Source organism: Pseudomonas sp. NFX15, from assembly GCF_049132105.1.
Lineage (GTDB): Bacteria > Pseudomonadota > Gammaproteobacteria > Pseudomonadales > Pseudomonadaceae > Aquipseudomonas.
Map to the genome: position 1 here is coordinate 73,280 of NZ_JAFMPV010000012.1, position 19,489 is coordinate 92,768.

A 19,489-nucleotide genomic window follows, 5' to 3' on the forward strand; every position below is an offset into this window, starting at 1 on the left:
GCGTTGTCAGCTACTATCGGCAGTGCTATTGGCATAATCTGCCCGTTAATGACGCTTGAACCATCAGGATCTGCCAAACCATGAAACTCGACGCCTATGACCGCAAGATCCTCGCTGCGCTGCAGCGCGATGGCCGACTGAGCAATGTGCAACTGGCCGACGAGATCGGCCTGTCGGCATCGCCTTGCTTGCGCCGGGTGCGGATGCTGGAAGAGGCGGGGGTGATCCGCGGCTACCAGGCCAATCTGGATCGTGACGAAGCGGGGTTGGGGCTGACGGTGTTTGTCGGGGTCAAGGTCGAGCGCCATAACGACGAGCAGGCCGAAGCCTTTCGTTTGGCGGTCACGGCGTTGCCCGAGGTGATTTCAGCGTTCCTGGTGTCGGGAGAATCGGATTTTCTGCTGCAGGTGGTGGTGCCGGATTTGCGCGCCTATGACCGGTTTCTCACCGGGCGGTTGCTGAAGCTGCCGGGGGTGAGTGACATTCGCAGTAACTTTGCGATTCATACGGTGAAGGCTCCGGGGGCGTTGCCGCTGGAGCATTTGCCGCTTTAAACCGCATGTACCGCTTTCGCGAGCAGGCTCGCCAACAAGTACTGCGCAATCCCTGTAGGAGCGGGCTTGCCCGCGAAGACGGTGTGTCAGGCACCGACCATTCACGCCATTACATCTGCGTCGCCATCCCCTCTACATTCATCGCCGCCTGGCGCAAGGCCTCGGAGCGAGTCGGGTGCGGGTGGCAGGTCAGGGCGATGTCTTCAGCCGAGGCACTGAACTCCATGGCCACGCAATACTCGCCAATCATCTCACTGACGCTTGGGCCAACGAGATGCACACCCAGCACCTCGTCGGTGCGCTCATCGGCCAGCACTTTGGCGAAGCCCTCAGTCTCATGGTTGATCTTCGCCCGGCTGTTGGCGGTGAAGGGAAACTTGCCGACCTTGTAGGCCCGTCCCTCAGCCTTGAGCTGTTCTTCGGTCTTGCCGACGCTGGCCAGTTCCGGTTTGGTGTAGACCACGCTGGGGATCAGGTCGTAATTCACCTCGCCGGCCTTGCCGACAATTTGCTCGACGCAGGCCATGGCTTCGTCCTCGGCCTTGTGCGCCAGCATGGGGCCGGAGGTCACGTCACCAATCACCCAGACCCCGGCGGCTTCGGTGCGATGACCTTTGTTGGCGAGCATGCCGCGTTTGTCGGTGGCGAGGCCGACGTTCTCCAGGCCCAGGCCCTGTGTATAAGGTCGTCGCCCGATGGCCACCAACACGTAATCGGCTTCCAGTAACTCGGCCGTGCCGCCCGCAGCAGGCTCGATGCTCAGTTGCACGCCATTGGCTGATGTCGTGGCGCTGGTCACTTTGGAACTCAACTTGAAGCTCAAGCCTTGCTTGCTCAAGGAGCGTTGCAGGGTTTTGCCGGCTTCGATGTCCACGCCGGGGCAGATCCGGTCGAGAAACTCGACGACCGTTACCTGTGCTCCCAGACGCCGCCAGACCGAACCCAGCTCCAGGCCGATCACGCCGGCGCCGATTACTACCAGATGCTTGGGCACCTCGGTCAGGGACAAGGCGCCGGTGGAGTCGAGGATGCGCTTGTTGTCGATGTCGACGCCGGGCAGGGGCGTGGGCTCTGAACCGGTGGCGATGATGATGTCCTTGGCGCTGAGTTCGGTCTTGCCGCCGGCGCTGTCGGTCACCGTGACTTTGCCCGGGCCGTCGATGTGGCCCCAGCCTTTGATCCAATGGACTTTGTTCTTGCGAAAGAGAAACTCGATGCCCTTGGTCAGCCCGGTAACGCTTTCATCCTTTTGCTTCATCATCTGGGCGAGGTTGAGGCTGGGTTTGACCTCGATTCCCAGGTTGGCGAATTCCGTACCCATGGCTGCGTCGTACAGTTCGGAGGCGTGCAGCAATGCCTTCGATGGCATGCAGCCGACGTTCAGGCAGGTGCCGCCGAGTGTGGCGCGTCCTTCTACGCACGCTGCTTTCAGACCCAGTTGCCCGGCGCGGATCGCCGCGTTGTAACCGCCGGGGCCACCGCCGAGTATCACGACGTCATAAGTGCTCATGGATGTACTCCTGGATCGAAAAGGGAGGATGGGTAAAAGTAGTTCTCGTATAAAATTACGAACGTAATATGTGCGTTTCAGCGCATTTCGGTCAAGGCTTCAGGTAAACGACAGGTTGGGCATCTTTAGATAGCTCGCTTTGAGTACGGAAATTTCACCATTTTCGTTATACCGTAACGAATTGCCGTGTCAGCGAAGACACTCTGGAGTGGTATGCAAGTCGATCTCGATGTTGATGACACGCCGTTAGCCGGATTGCCGCGCTTTCAGCAGGCGTTCATTCAAGGGCGGCGTTTGCGCCTGTTCACTATCTGTGCGGGTGTTCTCGCGACGGTGGGTGTGCTGCTGGCGTTTTTTGCCGGGCTGTTTTCCTCGCAAACATTGTGGCCAGCATTGCTGCTGAATCTGAGCATGGCGTTTGTGTTGTTGATGGCCGGTGCGCAATCGGCCGGGTGGGTCGCCCAGTGGCGTGCCCGCGCCATGAACCCCGTGGTGCCGGAGGTCGTCGTCGACGTGCCTGTCGCCCCTGGCGGATGGTATGAGCGTTTGCTCGACCGGATCGGTCGGCAATCGCAGCACCTGCTCGGGCAAATCGGCGCACCAACGCTGTGGCTGGGTGGTTGGGCATTGCTGGCGATTTTGGGCGTCGAACAGACCTGGAACCTCACATTACCGCCGACAGCATTGGGTCTGACGGCCACCGTCGGCGCTGCTTGCGCGTTGCTGTTAGCGTTCGGCCTGCTGGTGATGGAGCGCCATCTGGCGCAAGAAAACACCGCGCAATGGCCTGAAGCTGCCACGTTGGGTCAATTGATTCGTGTGGTAATCATCAGCCTCGTACTCGGTTCTTTTTGCCTGCTATTTGCCGATGAAACGTCGGTATGGCCCGTACGCCTGGCAGTGTTGATCGGCTTGTTGCCAGGGCTGGTGGCGGCAGAGTTGTTGCTGCGCGCGGTACTGTCATTGTTCAGCCCACGCCGAGAGCGTCTTGAACCGGAGCTGCTGGCGCGAAGTTTTATCGCGGACATGCTGCGTTGGCCACCTCAACCATTGCTGGCATTGCAGCACGAATTGCACAACCGCTTCGGTATCGATCTGCGGCAGATCTGGGCCTTCACTTACATGCGTCGGGCGTTCCTTCCCGTATTGGCAGTGGTTGCGCTGGTGGGCTGGTCGCTGACCGGCATTCACGAAATTGCCCTGCAAGGGCGCGGCATCTACGAACGTTTCGGCAAGCCAGTCGAAGTGTTCGGCCCAGGTTTGCACATCGGTTTTCCGTGGCCGTTGGGCCGAGTCTTGAGCGTCGAGAATGGCGTGGTTCACGAGTTGGCCACCAGTGTGGGCGAAAACCCGGCCCCTGCTCAGGCCGACCCCGCTGAAGGCCCGGCGCCAGCGATTGCCAACCGCTTGTGGGACGCCAGCCATGTGAACGACAAATCCCAGGTGATCGCCAGCAGCCGCGCCGACAAGCAGAGCTTTCAGATCGTCAACATGGACGTGCGCTTCGTCTACCGTATCGGTCTGAGTGATGAAGCCGCGTTGGCCGCGACCTACAACAGTGCCGATGTACCGATGCTGATTCGCAGCACTGCCAGCCGAATCCTGGTGCATGATTTTGCCTCGCGCACCCTCGACGGTTTGTTGGGTGAGGACAGGGTAGGGCTGGCCGAAGAAATTGGCCGCGCCGTGCAGGCGGACCTGAAAAAACTCGACAGCGGCGTGGAAATTCTCGCCACAGTGGTCGAGGCCATTCACCCTCCCGCCGGCGCAGCCAATGCCTATCACGGCGTGCAAGCGGCGCAAATTGGCGCGCAAGCCTTGATTGCTCGGGAACGCGGTGCAGCCGCCGAAGCTACCAATCAGGCGCAGTTGCAAGCGAGCATCGCCCGCGATCAGGCAACGGCCAGCGCCCGTGAAATCAATGCCGGCGCGCAGGCCGCGGACTTGAAATTCAGCGCCGAGCAAAAAGCCTATGCCAGCGCGGGGCAGGCCTTTGTGCTGGAGCAATATTTCAGTCAGTTGTCCCAGGGTTTGGTCAACGCCAAATTGCTGGTGCTCGATCATCGTCTGGGTGGCAGCAGCAATGCGCCGACCATCGACCTCCGTACGTTCACGCTGCCGGTTGACTCTGCGCCGTCGCGTCACACTACCCAGCCAGGAGCTGCCAATTGAGCCAGTCCCACACTCACGATCACGATGACCACGCCGGCCACGATCACGGCCATGGCGGGCATCATCACCACGGCCATCACCATCATCACCACGGCGACCCGCAGGAGGCCGGTCCTTTTCCATGGCGTCGCATGGGATGGGCGGCCTTGTTGGTAGCGTTCGCCATCGCCGCCGCGAGCCTGGTTCAGGTGCGCTCGGGGGAAGCCACGGTCATCACACGCTTCGGCAATCCTTCGCGAGTGTTGCTGCAACCGGGACTGGGCTGGCGCTGGCCGGCACCGTTCGAGGCGGCGATCCCGGTGGATCTGCGCCTGCGAACCACGTCCAGCGGTTTGCAGGATGTTGGTACGCGCGATGGTTTGCGCATCATCGTTCAGGCTTATGTGGCGTGGCAGGTGCAGGGTGATCCGGACAATGTGCAGCGTTTCATGCGCGCCGTGCAGAACCAACCCGATGAAGCCGCACGGCAGATTCGCACCTTCGTCGGCTCCGCGCTGGAAACCACCGCCAGCAGTTTTGATTTGGCGAACCTTGTGAACACCGATGCCAGCCAGGTGCGCATCGCCGATTTCGAAGCGCAACTGCGCAAGCAAATCGATCAGCAGTTGCTCACCACCTATGGCGTGCGTGTGTTGCAGGTGGGCATTGAACGATTGACGTTGCCCTCGGTGACGCTCACCGCGACCGTCGACCGGATGCGTGCCGAGCGTGAAACCATCGCCACGGAGCGTACGGCCATCGGCAAGCGTGAGGCGGCGCAAATTCGTTCCGCGGCCGAGCGTGATGCGCGAATTGTGCAGGCGGACGCCACAGTGAAAGCGGCGGATATCGAAGCGCAATCTCGCGTCGAAGCCGCGCAGATTTACGGCCGCGCCTATGCGGGTTCACCGCAGCTCTACAACCTGCTGCGCTCACTCGACACCTTGGGCACGATCGTGACGCCGGGAACCAAGTTGATTCTGCGCACTGACGCCGCACCGTTCCGGGTGTTGGTTGACGGTCCGCCGAATCTCGACAACAAGTCCGGATCGCAGCCATGAATTTGGTTCCACGTGGAACAAATGAGTTGAGCAGCCCCTGGATTCAAGCCGGACGCTTGGCGTTTCTCGCCCTGTACGCGGTGACAGTGTTGGCGGCATTGGCTTGGGCATTTTCCAATGTGCGGCAGATCGATCCACAGAATCGCGCAGTGGTTTTGCATTTCGGCGCGCTGGATCGGATTCAGAATGCAGGGCTGTTATTGGCCTGGCCGCAACCGTTCGAGCAGGTGATTTTGTTGCCGGCAGCGGATCGGGTCATCGAGCGCCGAGTCGAGAGTCTGTTGCGCGGTGGTGCGGCGATTCAGGCCGATCGCGTGGCCAGTTTTGCGACACCCATCAGTGATGCCCTCGCGGGCTCCGGTTATCTGCTGACAGGCGATGCGGGTGTGGTGCAACTCGATGTCAGGGTTTTCTACAAAGTCACTGAGCCTTACGCGTTCGTGCTCCAAGGCGAACACGTTTTGCCGGCACTGGATCGATTGGTGACGCGTAGTGCGGTTGCACTCACGGCGGCGCGAGACCTGGACACCATTCTGGTCGCACGTCCGGAATTGATCGGTGCCGATAGCCAGGCTGCGGAACGACGCGAGCGCTTGCGTGGTGATCTGGTGCAAGGTATCAATCAGCGGTTGGCTGAACTCACTGCGACGGGGCAGGGATTGGGGATCGAAGTGGCGCGGGTCGATGTGCAGTCGAGTTTGCCTGATCCAGCGGTGAACGCTTTCAACGCGGTACTGACGGCCAGTCAGCAAGCCGACAAGGCCGTGGCCAATGCGCGTACCGATGCCGAGAAGCTGACCCAAACGGCCAACGAGCAAGCCGACCGCACACTGCAAGTGGCTCATGCCCAGGCGAGCGAACGACTGGCCAAAGCGTCGGCTGATACGGCGACAGTATTGAGCTTGGCCAAGGCCCAACAGCAGGGCACCGATCCGCAAATGTTGCTGCGCATCTATCGCGAGCGCATGCCGAAAATTCTTGGCCAGGCCGGTTCGGTTACTACCGTCGATCCCAAAGACGATTCCCGCCTGATCATTCAGGGAGCTGCACAATGACCGCTCAAACCGCCGCCGCACCGAGCCTGTTGTCGTCGGCCGAACAGCGTCGCGCTGCCCGTCAACTGACCTTGGCCATGCTCGCCTTGGGCCTGCTCGCGCTGGGCTTGATCTGGCGCTGGCTGGCACCGGAGCAGTCGGGCGTCAGTCAACTGCTGCTGGGTGTTGCCTCGCTGTTGGTCGCCGTGCCGGTGATGCGCTCGGCTTGGTACAGCCTGCGCTATCCGAGCCTGCACGGCATCACCGATCAGTTGATTGCGCTGGCCATGCTCGGTGCGTGGGCCACCGGCGATCTGCTGACGGCCGCTTTGTTGCCGATCATCATGATCTTCGGTCACGTGCTGGAAGAGCGCAGTGTGATCGGTTCCCAGGAAGCGATTCACGCCCTCGGCAAGCTGACTCGCAGCCATGCGCGCAAAGTGCAGGCAGACGGTTCCATTATCGAAGTCGACAACGGCACCTTGAAGGCCGGCGATCAAGTTGAAGTGCGAGCCGGTGACCGGGTGCCAGCCGATGGTCGAGTGTTATCCGGCCAGGCCAGCCTGGACACCGCCTCGATTACCGGCGAATCCGTGCCCGTGGAGGCGGGCGTCGGCATGTCGGTGTTCGGCGGTGCAATCAATCTCGACGGCCTGCTGCGAATCGAAGTGAACCGCACCGGCCAGGAATCGACCCTCGGTAAAGTCATTGCCTTGATGCAAAACGCCGAGCGTTCAAAACCACCGATCACGCGTTTACTGGAGCGTTACGCCGGCAGCTACATGGTGCTGGTGTTGCTGCTCGCGGCCGTAACGTGGTTCATCACCAATAACGCTCAAGCGATGCTCGCGGTATTGGTAGCGGCCTGTCCTTGTGCATTGGTATTGTCGGCACCGGCCACGGCGATTGCCGGTGTCGCGGTCGCCGCGCGCCACGGGATCCTGATTCGCAGTTCTGCGTTCCTCGAAGAGTTGGCGGACCTCACTTCGCTGGTGGTCGACAAGACCGGCACGCTGACGTTCGGCACCTTGCGCCTGCAATCGATCGACAGTCCTCTGGAGGATCGCAGTCATGTCCTCAAGCTCGCTGCCAGCCTCGGCTCGGCCAGCAGCCACCCGGTCAGCCGTGCGCTGGCAGGGTTGGTGACCCAGGCGCATTTCCTGCTGCTTTCCGATATTCATGAACGCCAGGGCCTTGGTGTGGTGGCCATGACCGAGCAGGGTGAAGCGGCGCTCGGCCGGCCGGAGTTGTTTGCGCAACTGGGTATCAGTACCACGTCGGTGCCTGTGCATGACGGGCCGATTGCCGGGCTGGCGCTCAACGGTGAATTCCTTGCCTGGTTGTTGTTGGCTGACAGCGTCAAACCCGAGGCGCAATTTGCCTTGAGTGAATTGCGCGAGCTCGGATTGGGCCGCCAGTTATTGCTCACCGGTGACCGCCACAGCGTCGCTCAGGCGCTCGCCCGGGATGTCGGAATCAGTGACGTCGAAGCCCAAGCTTTGCCCGAAGACAAACTCAACCGTGTGCTCAAGGAGATCGACAGCGGCTTCCGGCCGATGGTGGTCGGCGACGGTATCAACGATTCGCTGGCCCTCAAAGCGGGGGTGGTCGGTGTAGCGATGGGCGCCGGGGGTGCAGACATTGCCCTGGCCTCGGCGGACATCGTACTGATCGGCAGCGACCTGCGTCGCCTGGGTACGTGCGTGCGCCTGAGCCGTCAATGCCGGCAAACCTTGCAGGTGAATGTGGTCATCGGGCTCGGCTGGACCCTGGCGATTGTCGCCTTCGCGGCGTTCGGTTGGCTAGGAGCGGCCGGGGCGATGATCGCGGCGTTGCTGCACAACCTCAGCACCTTGTTGGTGTTGGGCAATGCCGGTCGTTTACTGCGCTTCCAGGAGCCGTTGCTAAAGCTCAAGGACGATGCATGAAGTTCAATGCTCTAGTCCGGGGCTCACGACGCTGCAAATTTTTAGAACTGTGAGCCTGGTCTGTAGTCACTGGAAATGAGGGCACATCATTTTGTGTGTTCGCGGCGGCACGTGCAGGCGTCGCGAATCATTGAAAAGGGCTATTAATTCGATAGCCAGCTATTTTTCAAAGATGGTCTACCCTCTGTTCAGACGTCTGAAACAAGGGGGATTCTCCATGCTCGCGCAACTTCCACCGGCCTTACAGAATCTGCAATTACCGCTTCGCCTGCGACTCTGGGACGGCCACGAATTCAATCTGGGGCCGACGCCCAGCGTTACGATTGTGGTCAAGGACCCACAAATGGTCACCCAGTTTACCCATCCCAGCCTCGATGCACTCGGTGCTGCGTTTGTCGAAGGCAAATTGGAGCTTGAAGGTTCCATCAGCGAGGTGATCCGCGTCTGCGATGAGTGGAGCCAGGCGTTGGTGGACGAAGACGACGGCAATCAGCCGGTGCGCACCGTCCACGACAAGGAGACCGACGCCAAGGCAATTTCCTACCACTACGACCTTTCCAATGAGTTCTACCAGCTGTGGCTCGACAGTGACATGGCGTACTCCTGTGCGTATTTCGAGACCGGTAGTGAAACGCTCGAACAAGCCCAACAAGCCAAGTTCCGCCATTTGTGCCGCAAGCTACGCCTGCAACCTGGCGAGTACTTGCTGGACGTTGGTTGTGGGTGGGGTGGGCTGGCGCGCTTTGCCGCCCGGGAGTTTGGCGCGAGAGTATTCGGTATCACGCTAAGCAAGGAACAGTTGGCCCTGGCCCAGGAGCGCGTAATAGCGGAAGGCCTCGAGGACCTGGTTGAACTGCAACTGCTCGACTATCGCGATCTGCCACAGGATGGCCGTTTCGACAAAGTGGTCAGCGTTGGCATGTTCGAACACGTCGGCCACGCCAACCTGGCGCAATACTGCAAGACGCTGTTCGGCGCGGTGAAAGAGGGTGGCCTGGTGATGAACCACGGCATCACCGCCAAGCACACCGATGGCCGTCCGGTGGGACGCGGTGCCGGCGACTTCATCGAAAAGTATGTATTCCCCAACGGCGAGCTGCCGCACCTGTCGATGATCTCTGCGCAAATCAGTGAGGCCGGCCTGGAGATTGTCGACGTCGAAAGCTTGCGGCTGCACTACGCGCGCACGCTCGATCACTGGAGCGAACGCCTGGAGGACAACCTTGAAGCCGCGTCCAGGCTCGTGCCCGAGCAAGCGCTGCGGATCTGGCGGCTGTACCTCGCCGGGTGCGCTTATGCCTTCGCCCGCGGCTGGATCAACCTGCATCAGATTCTAGCGGTGAAGGCCCACGCCGACGGCAGTCACGAGCTGCCATGGACCCGGGACGATATCTACCTCTAGAGAATCGGCGAAATAAGCCGGGCGACCCGCATGCCGACTTGTTGCAGGCGGTGAGTCTCCCGGCCTTCGTCCTTGGCGATTTCATGGGCGTTGGCGAAGTCTTCGTCGAGCATCTGTTCTACCTCGGCGGCGAACGCGCAGTCGACGGTCATCAACATCACTTCGAAATTCAAGCGGAATGAACGGTTGTCCATGTTCGCGCTGCCAATGGCGCTGATTTCGCGGTCGATCAACACCACTTTTTGATGCAGGAATCCCGGCTCATACCGGAATACCCGCACCCCTGCGCGCACGGCTTCGAAGGCGTAGAGGCTGGAGGCGGCATAGACGATTCGGTGATCGGGACGCGATGGCAACAACAGGCGTACATCCACACCGCGCAATACTGCCAGGCGCAGCGCAGCGAACACGGCTTCATCAGGAATGAAATACGGCGTGGTAATCCACACGCGCTCAGTCGCCGCATGGATGGCTTCGACAAAGAACAGCGAACAGGTTTCGTAGGCGTCTGCCGGACCGCTGGCGAGCAGTTGGCACAGGACGCCGTCCTCCGGATAAACCTCGGGCAGGATCAGCGGTGGCAGCGCACGCGCCACCCAGAACCAGTCTTCTGCAAAGGACTCCTGCATGCTCGCCACGACCGGCCCGCGTACTTGCACATGGGTGTCACGCCATGGCGCCAGGGGTGGTTTTTCGCCCATGTATTCGTCACCGACGTTATGCCCGCCGACGAAGCCGAGAATGCCGTCCACGACCACGATCTTGCGGTGGTTGCGGAAGTTCACCTGAAAGCGATTGAGCCAGCCGCTGCGAGTGGCAAAGGCCCTGACCTCGACTCCGCCGTCACGCAACGCCTGCACGTAAGCGTGGGGCAGTGAATGGCTGCCGATTCGGTCATACAACAGATACACCGCCACGCCTTCAGCGGCCTTCTTCAACAGCAGTGTTTGAAGGCGTTGGCCAAGGCGATCGTCATGAACGATAAAAAACTGGATCAGCACGGCTTCTTTGGCCTGGCTGATGGCTTCGAAAATGGCATCGAAGGTGTGTTGGCCGTTGATCAGCAGGCGCACTTCATTGTTGGCCAGGCACGGCATGCGGCCGAGCTTGGGCATTGCCCTGAGTGACGTGTAGGCAGCCGAGGCGCGAGCGGTGAGAGCTTCCTCTACCCAGGGTCGCCAGTTGAGTTCGGAAACGGCTTTGCGCATCTCTTCGTTGGCTTGGCGCCGCGCCTTGATGTAGCCATCAAAGGAGCTGCGGCCGAACACCAGGTAAGGGATCAGCGTGAAGTAGGGAATGAAAAACAGTGACAGGGCCCAGGCAATCGAGCCTTGGGCGGTACGGACGGTCAATACGGCGTGTATGGCCGCGATCATGCCCAGAGAGTGCAACAGGGCGATGGTATAACCGAAAATGTGCGGTCCGAAATAATCCATGGGGGCTGCCTTGCTCCTGAAGATTCAGTGCTTAACAGACCATGTTCTGTGCAGAATGTCGCTAATTAATTGGTCCATGAACCGAAGCCGGCCGCTGACGTCTAACGGCCACTACTGATCAGGAGTTTCTCGATGAACGTTCGTCTGCTGGGTTTGGCCATGGCACTGGGATTGGCGCTTCCTGTGGCGGCTCACGCGCAAATGTTGCAACCAGGGTTGTGGGAGCTGACCACGAGCAATATGAAGGTCGATGACCAGAACATGCCAGACCTGCAATTGATTCTTGGGCAGCTTCAGGGCCAGATGACCCCAGAACAACGTGCGCAATTGGAAAAGCAGGGGCTCACCATTGGTGGTAAAGGTGTTCGGGCCTGCCTGACACCGGATCAGGTCAAGACCGATAATATTCCACTGACGGATCCGCAGTCGGGCTGCAAGCAGGAAATTACCGACCGTTCCGGTAATCAGTGGAAGTTCCGCTTCAGCTGCCCGAGAGCCCAGGGCGCGGGCGTGGCGACGTTCGTCAGTGATCGAGAGTTCACCACCAAGGTCAATGGCACGTTCAACGCAACCGGCATCCAGCAGAAGGGTAGCCTCGAATCCCGTGCCGTGTGGTTGGGGCAGGATTGCGGCACGGTCAAACCTCGGGCTTAAACGCTACCGGCCCCGTTTGAAACAGCTTTCTGCGACGGCGTCATGGGCGTGTAGGCTTTCGGCGTGAATTACGCGGACATGAAATGCTTCCATGGCTGTGGGGCGTTTCAGGGCCATGTTCAAGCGCCGTGCGGCATCTTGGCAGAACGCGAAGGCTTGCTCATCGGCGCGTTTTACCGCTGTTTGAACAGCGGTACCGAGTGCGGCTTCGGCGTCATTGATGACGGCGACCAGAGGTAATACATCCGAACGATCAGCCAACCGTACATGCAATTTTGCACGACTGCGTTGGCTGTGAGGTGTCGCAACGATACCGTTCGTGGAACTAAACCAGACTAGACCATCCGTGGAGCAGGGGCAGGTGGATGAGTAAGGCACTTCAACTTTAAGTTCCACGTGGAACATTTCATCTTTCAACCGGGCTTCGATGCTTACTGGATAACACCGCACATGCCCACCCACTCCAGTCTCAGGGCTTGGCATGAGGATTGCGCGGCTATATCCGGCAAATTTCAGTGCATATCCATCATGGAGAAAACATCGGCCTAACAACCTGCGATCCGGCTGCAGGTGAACTTGGCACTGCTGCCGCCCGAGCTAGAGAACCGGTTGATCGTGGTCCAGCCGATACGCTGGTTGTAGCCGACCCACGCTTCGCCATCCGATGCGATGCCAGTAAAAAACGTCAGCTGACCGTAGCGGCTATTGGTCTGCGCCCAATAGCGTTTTCCGACGATTTCAAAACCCCGAATATAAATCGTACTTCCAGCGGTGTTGACGCTGTAGGCGTTGCCTTGTGCATCCACGCAGGCCAAGAGATTGGCGCTGCGTGTGCACGTGGCCAGGCTGGGCAACTGGGCCATCGCGTCGTCCGCTATCAGCAGGGAGAACATGATCAATGCAAATTTCAGTGCGTTGCGCATGGGGCGTCTCATGAAAAGGAACGCGTTCAGCATCGGGGTCATAAACGTGTAAGGCAAGAAGGGGATGGTTATTTTGTGTTGTTATACTATAACATGAAATAAGCCCGACACAGCGACCGGGCAATCCTGTGAGGAAAAGCAAAATGTCCAATCGACTCCCCGTGACCGTTCTCTCCGGCTTTTTAGGCGCCGGAAAAAGTACACTTCTTAATTACATACTACGTAACCGCGACGGGTTACGTGTTGCGGTTATCGTCAACGATATGAGCGAGATCAACGTCGATGGTATCGAAGTCCAACGTGATGTCAGCTTAAATCGCGCGGAAGAAAAACTGGTGGAAATGAGCAATGGGTGTATTTGCTGTACGTTACGCGAGGATTTGCTTGAGGAGGTCAGCCAACTCGCCAAGGAGGGCCGCTTTGACTACCTGTTGATCGAGTCCACCGGAATTTCCGAACCCCTGCCTGTGGCGGAAACGTTTACCTTTCGCGATGAACAGGGGCAGAGCCTCAACGACATCGCACGCCTGGATACCATGGTCACGGTGGTCGACGGCATGAACTTCCTACTCGACTATCAGGCCGCCGAAAGCCTCGCTTCCCGAGGTGAAACGCTGGGGGAAGGGGATGAACGTTCGATTACCGACTTGCTGATTGAGCAGGTCGAGTTCGCCGACGTGATCCTGCTGAGCAAGGCCGACCTGATCAGTAGCCACGAGCGGGAGGAGCTGATCGCCATCCTTGCGCGGCTCAACGCCCGCGCGGAAATCATCCCGATGGTGATGGGCGAAGTTCCCTTGGAAAAGATCCTCGACACTGGCCGTTTCGACTTTGAAACGGCCGCCATGGCACCGGGCTGGTTGCAGGAACTGCGAGGCGAACACCTGCCGGAAACGCAAGAGTATGGCATTGCTTCGAGCGCTTATCGGGCTCGCCGGCCATTCCATCCGCAACGTTTCTTCGACTTCATCAATGGTGCTTGGGACAACGGCAAACTGCTGCGCTCCAAGGGCTTTTTCTGGCTGGCGAGCAAACACATGGACGCCGGTAGCTGGTCCCAGGCTGGCGGTTTGATGCGCTATGGCTTTGCCGGGCGCTGGTGGCGTTTCGTGCCGAAAAACCAATGGCCGCAGGACGCGCAAAGCACAGCCGACATCATGAAAAACTGGGTCGTAGAGAGCGGCGATTGCCGTCAGGAACTGGTTTTCATCGGCCAGAACATCGACTTCATCCAGCTCACGGCCGAGCTGGATGCCTGCCTCTTGACCGATAGGGAAATGGCACCGGGCATCGAAGGCTGGCGTTCGCTACCCGATCCCTTCGGCCCTTGGTATGAAGAGGCTGCCTGATTCGCTGTCGCGCTTCACGGCTTGAGCCAGGAGCCCTGGCTCTGAGCCTCGCAGTAGGGCTGCAAATACGCCGCATCCGTGGCAACGCCGTAATAGTGAATATCCTGCCGGTAGGGCATATTGGCTACTTGGGCGTTACTACAGATGCCAAAGGCGCCGCCGGGGCATTGATCGACGTATTGCACATCGACTTTTTGCCCCGCCAGGCTCGGCCGGCAAAACCCGTCGGCAAACAGCTTTTGCGGTATGTTGCGGTTCTGTTGGCACACCTGAACGTCCAGCCGCTCGGCCCGGCTGTGCACCACGCAAGCCTGGGCGAGCGCCTCGCCAGTTATGAGCATCAACAACAACGACCCGCCAATCAACCGCATCCATTACCTCCTCAGACATCACCGACCATGCTGCAAAATATCCCCACGCATGTCATTGCCGGCCCGTTGGGCGCCGGCAAGACCAGCCTGATCAAGCACCTGTTGGCTCAACGCCCGCCAGAGGAGCGGTGGGCGGTGTTGATCAACGAGTTCGGCCAGATCGGCCTTGACGCTGCGCTACTGACCCGGGACGCCGATGGTATCGCATTGGGCGAAGTGGCCGGAGGCTGCTTGTGCTGCGTCAATGGTGCTCCGTTTCAGATTGGCCTCGGGCGTTTGTTGCGCAAGGCGAAACCGCACAGGGTGTTCATTGAGCCTTCCGGGCTGGGGCATCCGGCGCAGTTACTCAGGCAATTGAGCGAAGCGCCGTGGCAAGGCGTGTTGGCTGTCCAGCCTTGTGTACTGGTGCTGGACGCCCAGGCGCTTGCGGCGGGCAAGCTGTTGCCGCCGTCGCAACAGCTGGCGCTGAGCCAGGCGGGACTGCTCCTGCTGAACAAATCCGAAGATCTTGATGACGCCGCTCGCCAGCAAATTGCGGCGCAGTTACCCCCAGGCTCCCTGTACTGGACGCAGCAAGCCGTTCTTCCCTTGAGTGAATTGCCTGGGTTGAATGCCAATGCACAGCCAGGTGTGGATAACTTTGTCGTGCCTAAGGGGCTGGCGCAGCTGCCGGCCGTGTGGGCTGATCCCGCGTTGCCGATTTGCCTGAGTCAGGCACAGGAAGGTGGCTGGAGCATTGGCTGGCGCTGGCATGCGAGCCAGGTATTTGATGCTGAGCGGATCAGACGCTGGCTTGAAAGCCTCGGTTGGCGGAGGGCGAAGCTGGTTATCCACAGTCTGGAAGGGTGGGTGTCGGCCAATGCGGTGGATAACTCGGTGCTGGAATGGCAGCCCAGTGAATGGCGGCAGGACTCACGTATCGAGCTGATTTTCGCTGAGCCACAGGACGCCGAGCGGCTGCAAGCTGAGCTGGCGGCGTGCCGATCGGCATCGGCTTAGCTGCTCAGGGCCGCCACTTGGTATGTTCCTGGCGCCACTGGCTCAGCTCGATCACCTCGGCGCGAGGTTTGACCACCTCAGCCACCGGTGCGGTTTCATCGAACGGAACCGGATAGGGTGCCAGTTCGATCTGGGCACTGTGGGCGCCAAACTGGGTGATGGTGCCGTTGTGACGGCTTTCGCCGGTCACGGTGAATTCAAAGTTGTACACGCGGGCCAGGCGTCGCCGGCCGCTGCCATCCTTGATAAACGCGATTCTTTTCAAGGCGACGTTACCGTCGAGCAATTCGATCCCGAGGTTGCTGCAGTGCTGCTTGACCCGCTCCAGCGCGCGCTCACGCAAGCCGTGGTTATGCCATAGCCATGCGCCGGCCGTGGCGAACAGCATCAGCACGAAGATATTTCCGAGGGTCAGCATCAACAGGGTGCTCCAACTAGAGAGTGTCAGCTTAACTGCGTCGCTGGTCTGTCGTACAGACTGTGTTTAGTCGCATACTGCGCGGCTAGAATTTCAATCGTTTTACGGAAATCCACCGCATGAAACGTACGCCTCATTTGCTCGCCATCCAGTCTCACGTAGTGTTTGGACACGCTGGCAACAGCGCCGCAGTTTTTCCGATGCAGCGGGTCGGTGTAAATGTCTGGCCGCTCAACACCGTGCAGTTTTCCAACCACACCCAGTACGGCCAATGGGCCGGTGAAGTGCTGTCGCCGCAACAGATTCCCGACCTGGTCGAAGGCATCGCGGCGATTGGCGAGTTGGGCAACTGCGATGCTGTGCTCTCCGGTTACCTCGGCAGTGCGGCCCAGGGCCGGGCGATCCTGACGGGCGTGGCGCGCATCAAGTCGATGAACCCCAAGGCCCTGTACCTGTGTGACCCGGTGATGGGGCATCCGGAGAAGGGTTGCAGCGTGCCAGGGGAAGTCAGCGATTTCCTGCTGGAAGAGGCCGCCGCCGTGGCGGACTTCATGTGCCCTAACCAGCTGGAGCTGGACAGCTTCTCCGGGCGCAAGCCGCAGTCGTTGTTCGATTGCCTGGCCATGGCGCGTGCGTTGTTGGCGCGCGGCCCGAAAGCTGTGCTGGTCAAGCATCTGGATTATCCGGGCAAACCGGCAGAAGCGTTCGAGATGTTGCTGGTGACGGCCGACGGCAGCTGGCACTTGCAGCGTCCGTTGTTGGCGTTTCCGCGTCAGCCCGTGGGCGTGGGCGACCTGACGTCGGGGTTGTTCCTGGCGCGTGTGCTGTTGGGCGACAGCCTGGTGGCTGCGTTCGAATTCACGGCGTCGGCGGTGCATGAAGTACTACTGGAAACCCAGGCCTGTGCCAGCTACGAGTTGGAACTGGTGCGGGCGCAGGACCGAATTGCCCATCCGCGGGTGCGGTTCGAGGCGACGCCTATCAGCCTCTGAAGGCTCCCACAGGGTTTTGTTAACACCGCAAATCCATTGTAGGAGCTGGCTTGCCAGCGAAGGCGGCGGGTCAGGCGGCATCGATGTTGAATGGGCTGGCCTCTTCGCTGGCAAGCCAGCTCCTACAGTTTTATGAACGCCGCAAATCCAATGTAGGAGGGTGCCTGCTCGCGAAAGCAATCGTCAGGACATCCTCAAATTGACTGACGCCGCTCAAGCGTCGCCCTTGATCTCCTGATAACGCTTTTCCAGCTCTTGGCGAATCTGCCGGCGCTGTTGTGCCTGGATGAAGCGGCGCTTGCTCTCGCTGTTTTCCGGTTGCAGCGGCGGTACCGGTGCAGGTTTGCGCTGGTCATCCACTGCGACCATGGTAAAGAAGCAACTGTTAGTGTGCCTCACCGAGCGTTCGCGGATGTTCTCGGTCACCACTTTGATGCCCACCTCCATCGAGGTGTTGCCGGTGTAGTTGACCGAAGCGAGGAAGGTCACCAGTTCGCCGACATGGATCGGCTCGCGGAAAATGACCTGATCCACCGACAGGGTCACCACATAGCGGCCGGCATAACGGCTGGCGCAAGCGTAGGCCACTTCGTCGAGGTATTTGAGCAGGGTGCCGCCGTGAACATTGCCAGAGAAGTTGGCCATGTCGGGGGTCATCAATACCGTCATCGACAGCTGGGCGTTTCCGGGTTCCATAGCATTCTCACGGGTCAAGACCAGGTTTGAGGGATGCACCTCTGCGGGTGCCTCTGCGGTTTTTCCAAACCAACAGTTATCGGGACGCCGGGGGCAGGGCAGCCGTCACGCCCAATCGATCTGTTTCCATATATTGCACCGCCTTTCTGCCGGAAGTCGCGGTGTTAACCTGCAAAAGACCCGGCCTCAAGGGCATTTCCTATGCGCCATCCAGGGAGCCTCACCCATGCATGCCATCAGTTTCATTCAGGATCTGGCAGTGATCATGTTGATCGCAGGTGTGGTGACCGTGGTTTTCCATCGCCTGAAACAACCGGTGGTGCTGGGCTACATCGTCGCCGGCTTCATCATCGGTCCGCACACACCGCCCTTCGGCTTGATCCACGACGAACAAACCATCAAGACCCTGGCCGAACTCGGGGTCATCTTCCTGATGTTCTGCCTGGGCCTGGAATTCAGCCTGCACAAGTTGTTCAAGGTCGGCGCGACGGCCTTCATCGCGGCGTTCCTGGAAATCGTGCTGATGATCTGGATCGGCTACGAGATCGGTCGCTGGTTCGAATGGAACACCATGGATTCGCTGTTCCTCGGCGCGATCCTGGCGATTTCCTCGACCACCATCATTGTCAAGGCGCTCAACGACCTGAAGCTGAAGAACGAACGATTCGCCCAGCTTATATTCGGAGTGCTGATCGTCGAAGACATCCTCGGCATTGGCATCATCGCCTTGCTGTCGAGTATCGCTGTCAGCGGTACGGTCAGCTCCGGCGAAGTGTTCTCCACGGTTGGCAAACTTTCGCTGTTCATGATCGTCGCCCTGGTCGTCGGCATTCTGATGGTGCCGCGATTGCTGGCTTATGTGGCAACGTTCGACAGCAACGAAATGCTGCTGATTACCGTGCTGGGCCTGTGTTTCGGCTTCTGCCTGCTGGTGGTCAAGCTTGAATACAGCATGGTCCTTGGCGCGTTCCTGATCGGCGCGATCATGGCCGAATCCCGACAGCTGCTGAAAATCGAGCGCTTGATCGAGCCGGTTCGCGATCTGTTCAGCGCGATTTTCTTTGTGGCCATCGGGCTGATGCTCGATCCGGCGATCCTGCTTCAGTACGCCTGGCTCATCGCCGTGATCACTGTCGCCGTGGTGCTCGGCAAAATGCTGTCCTGCGGCCTGGGTGCGTTTATCGCCGGTAATGATGGACGCACTTCGCTGCGGGTTGGGATGGGTCTTTCACAGATTGGCGAATTCTCCTTCATCATCGCGGCGCTGGGCATGACGTTGCAGGTCACCAGCAACTTTTTATACCCCGTGGCTGTGGCGGTTTCGGTGATCACGACCTTGCTGACGCCTTACCTGATCCGTGCGGCTGATCCGCTGTCAATCAAGCTCGCCGGCGCTATGCCAGAACGCCTGGGGCGGGTGCTGGGGATGTACGGCGAATGGCTGCGCAGCATCCAGCCCCAAGGCGAAGGCGCCTTGCTGGCATCGATGATTCGGCGGATTTTGCTGCAGGTTGGCGTCAACCTGGCGTTGGTGATCGCGATCTTCTTCTCGGGCGCGTTCTTCGCCGAGCGCATGTCGGGCTACTTGCAAGACTGGATCGACGACCCGAGCTGGCAGAAAGCATTGATCTGGGGGGGCGCGCTGTTGTTGTCGCTGCCGTTTTTGATCGCGGCCTACCGCAAGCTCAAGGCACTGTCGATGTTGCTGGCGGAAATGGGCGTGAAGCCGGAGATGGCCGGTCGCCACACTCAACGAGTACGCCGGGTGATCGCCGAAGTGATCCCGATCCTGTCGCTGCTGGTGATCTTTTTACTGCTGGCAGCCTTGTCGGCCAGTATTTTGCCGACCAACAAGTTGCTGGTGCTGATTGGCGTGGTCGCGGCCGCCGTGGCGGCGCTGCTGTGGCGCTGGTTCATTCGCGTGCACACGAGGATGCAGGTGGCGCTGCTGGAAACCCTCGATAACCACAATAAGTCGTCCGGGCACTGACCACCCGGCGTGACGATGGGA

At 59.7% G+C, this 19,489-nt stretch carries 17 protein-coding genes and 1 pseudogene; 11 read left to right on the plus strand and 7 right to left on the minus strand.

The features are described from left to right. The first annotated feature begins 80 nt into the window (after positions 1-80). Positions 81-554, plus strand: a complete 474-nt coding sequence (locus tag J1D76_RS14955; protein ID WP_421139039.1) for an Lrp/AsnC family transcriptional regulator — start codon at positions 81-83, stop codon at positions 552-554. Between the two features lie 109 nt (positions 555-663). On the opposite strand, the gene lpdA is transcribed toward J1D76_RS14955, so the two are convergent. Then, positions 664-2,064, minus strand: coding sequence for a dihydrolipoyl dehydrogenase (gene lpdA, locus J1D76_RS14960; protein WP_421139040.1), 1,401 nt, complete (start codon positions 2,062-2,064; stop codon positions 664-666). A 213-nt stretch (positions 2,065-2,277) separates the two neighbouring features. On the opposite strand from lpdA, the gene hflK (J1D76_RS14965) reads away from it, so the two are divergent. The 5 genes from hflK (J1D76_RS14965) (at position 2,278) to cfaB (ending at position 9,640) form a co-directional block, all read left to right on the plus strand. Then, entirely contained in the window at positions 2,278-4,236 is a 1,959-nt protein-coding gene (gene hflK / locus J1D76_RS14965) for a protease modulator HflK (RefSeq protein ID WP_421139041.1), read from the plus strand. Further along, positions 4,233-5,276, plus strand: coding sequence for a protease modulator HflC (gene hflC, locus J1D76_RS14970; RefSeq protein WP_421139042.1), 1,044 nt, complete (start codon positions 4,233-4,235; stop codon positions 5,274-5,276). Before hflK (J1D76_RS14965) ends, hflC begins: the two co-directional genes overlap by 4 nt. Continuing rightward, on the plus strand, positions 5,273-6,331 hold the full coding sequence (gene hflK / locus J1D76_RS14975) for a protease modulator HflK (protein ID WP_421139043.1): 1,059 nt from the start codon (positions 5,273-5,275) through the stop codon (positions 6,329-6,331). The genes hflC and hflK (J1D76_RS14975) overlap by 4 nt, the downstream gene beginning before the upstream one ends. Further along, positions 6,328-8,238: a heavy metal translocating P-type ATPase gene (locus J1D76_RS14980; protein WP_421139044.1), complete on the plus strand. Its 1,911-nt coding sequence runs from the start codon at positions 6,328-6,330 to the stop codon at positions 8,236-8,238. Before hflK (J1D76_RS14975) ends, J1D76_RS14980 begins: the two co-directional genes overlap by 4 nt. A gap of 217 nt (positions 8,239-8,455) precedes the next feature. Continuing rightward, positions 8,456-9,640 (plus strand): C17 cyclopropane fatty acid synthase CfaB, encoded by a 1,185-nt coding sequence (gene cfaB, locus J1D76_RS14985; RefSeq protein ID WP_421139045.1) that lies wholly within the window; start codon positions 8,456-8,458, stop codon positions 9,638-9,640. On the opposite strand, the gene cls is transcribed toward cfaB, so the two are convergent. Then, complete coding sequence (cls, locus tag J1D76_RS14990; RefSeq protein WP_421139046.1) at positions 9,637-11,076, minus strand: cardiolipin synthase; 1,440 nt, start codon at positions 11,074-11,076, stop codon at positions 9,637-9,639. The two genes, cfaB and cls, sit on opposite strands and share 4 nt — an antisense overlap. A gap of 132 nt (positions 11,077-11,208) precedes the next feature. On the opposite strand from cls, the gene J1D76_RS14995 reads away from it, so the two are divergent. Next, positions 11,209-11,730: a DUF3617 domain-containing protein gene (locus tag J1D76_RS14995; protein ID WP_421139047.1), complete on the plus strand. Its 522-nt coding sequence runs from the start codon at positions 11,209-11,211 to the stop codon at positions 11,728-11,730. A 3-nt stretch (positions 11,731-11,733) separates the two neighbouring features. Here the strand turns inward: J1D76_RS14995 and J1D76_RS15000 are convergent. Beyond that, positions 11,734-12,207 (minus strand): annotated as a pseudogene (locus tag J1D76_RS15000) (GTP cyclohydrolase, FolE2/MptA family); the annotation flags it as partial. A 68-nt stretch (positions 12,208-12,275) separates the two neighbouring features. Then, positions 12,276-12,653: a glutamine synthetase gene (locus J1D76_RS15005; protein ID WP_421139048.1), complete on the minus strand. Its 378-nt coding sequence runs from the start codon at positions 12,651-12,653 to the stop codon at positions 12,276-12,278. A gap of 143 nt (positions 12,654-12,796) precedes the next feature. On the opposite strand from J1D76_RS15005, the gene zigA reads away from it, so the two are divergent. Next, on the plus strand, positions 12,797-14,002 hold the full coding sequence (gene zigA / locus J1D76_RS15010) for a zinc metallochaperone GTPase ZigA (RefSeq protein WP_421139049.1): 1,206 nt from the start codon (positions 12,797-12,799) through the stop codon (positions 14,000-14,002). A 14-nt stretch (positions 14,003-14,016) separates the two neighbouring features. Here the strand turns inward: zigA and J1D76_RS15015 are convergent, their stop codons facing one another. Further along, positions 14,017-14,373 (minus strand): NADH:ubiquinone oxidoreductase, encoded by a 357-nt coding sequence (locus tag J1D76_RS15015; RefSeq protein WP_421139050.1) that lies wholly within the window; start codon positions 14,371-14,373, stop codon positions 14,017-14,019. 27 nt (positions 14,374-14,400) lie between these two features. Between J1D76_RS15015 and J1D76_RS15020 the strand changes: the two genes are divergently transcribed. Further along, a complete protein-coding gene (locus J1D76_RS15020; RefSeq protein WP_421139051.1) occupies positions 14,401-15,372 on the plus strand; it encodes a CobW family GTP-binding protein in 972 nt (323 codons plus the stop codon). Positions 15,373-15,376: 4 nt separating this feature from the next. On the opposite strand, the gene J1D76_RS15025 is transcribed toward J1D76_RS15020, so the two are convergent. After that, positions 15,377-15,790 carry a DUF3301 domain-containing protein gene (locus tag J1D76_RS15025; RefSeq protein WP_421139052.1) on the minus strand — a complete coding sequence of 138 codons (414 nt, stop codon included), beginning with the start codon at positions 15,788-15,790 and terminating at the stop codon, positions 15,377-15,379. A gap of 119 nt (positions 15,791-15,909) precedes the next feature. Between J1D76_RS15025 and pdxY the strand changes: the two genes are divergently transcribed. Continuing rightward, positions 15,910-16,782: a pyridoxal kinase PdxY gene (gene pdxY, locus J1D76_RS15030; protein WP_421139053.1), complete on the plus strand. Its 873-nt coding sequence runs from the start codon at positions 15,910-15,912 to the stop codon at positions 16,780-16,782. Positions 16,783-16,995: 213 nt separating this feature from the next. On the opposite strand, the gene J1D76_RS15035 is transcribed toward pdxY, so the two are convergent. Further along, complete coding sequence (locus J1D76_RS15035; protein WP_421139054.1) at positions 16,996-17,478, minus strand: acyl-CoA thioesterase; 483 nt, start codon at positions 17,476-17,478, stop codon at positions 16,996-16,998. 226 nt (positions 17,479-17,704) lie between these two features. Here J1D76_RS15035 and J1D76_RS15040 point away from each other — a divergent pair, with 226 nt between their 5' ends. Beyond that, positions 17,705-19,468, plus strand: coding sequence for a cation:proton antiporter (locus tag J1D76_RS15040; RefSeq protein WP_421139055.1), 1,764 nt, complete (start codon positions 17,705-17,707; stop codon positions 19,466-19,468). The last annotated feature ends 21 nt before the right edge of the window (positions 19,469-19,489 follow it).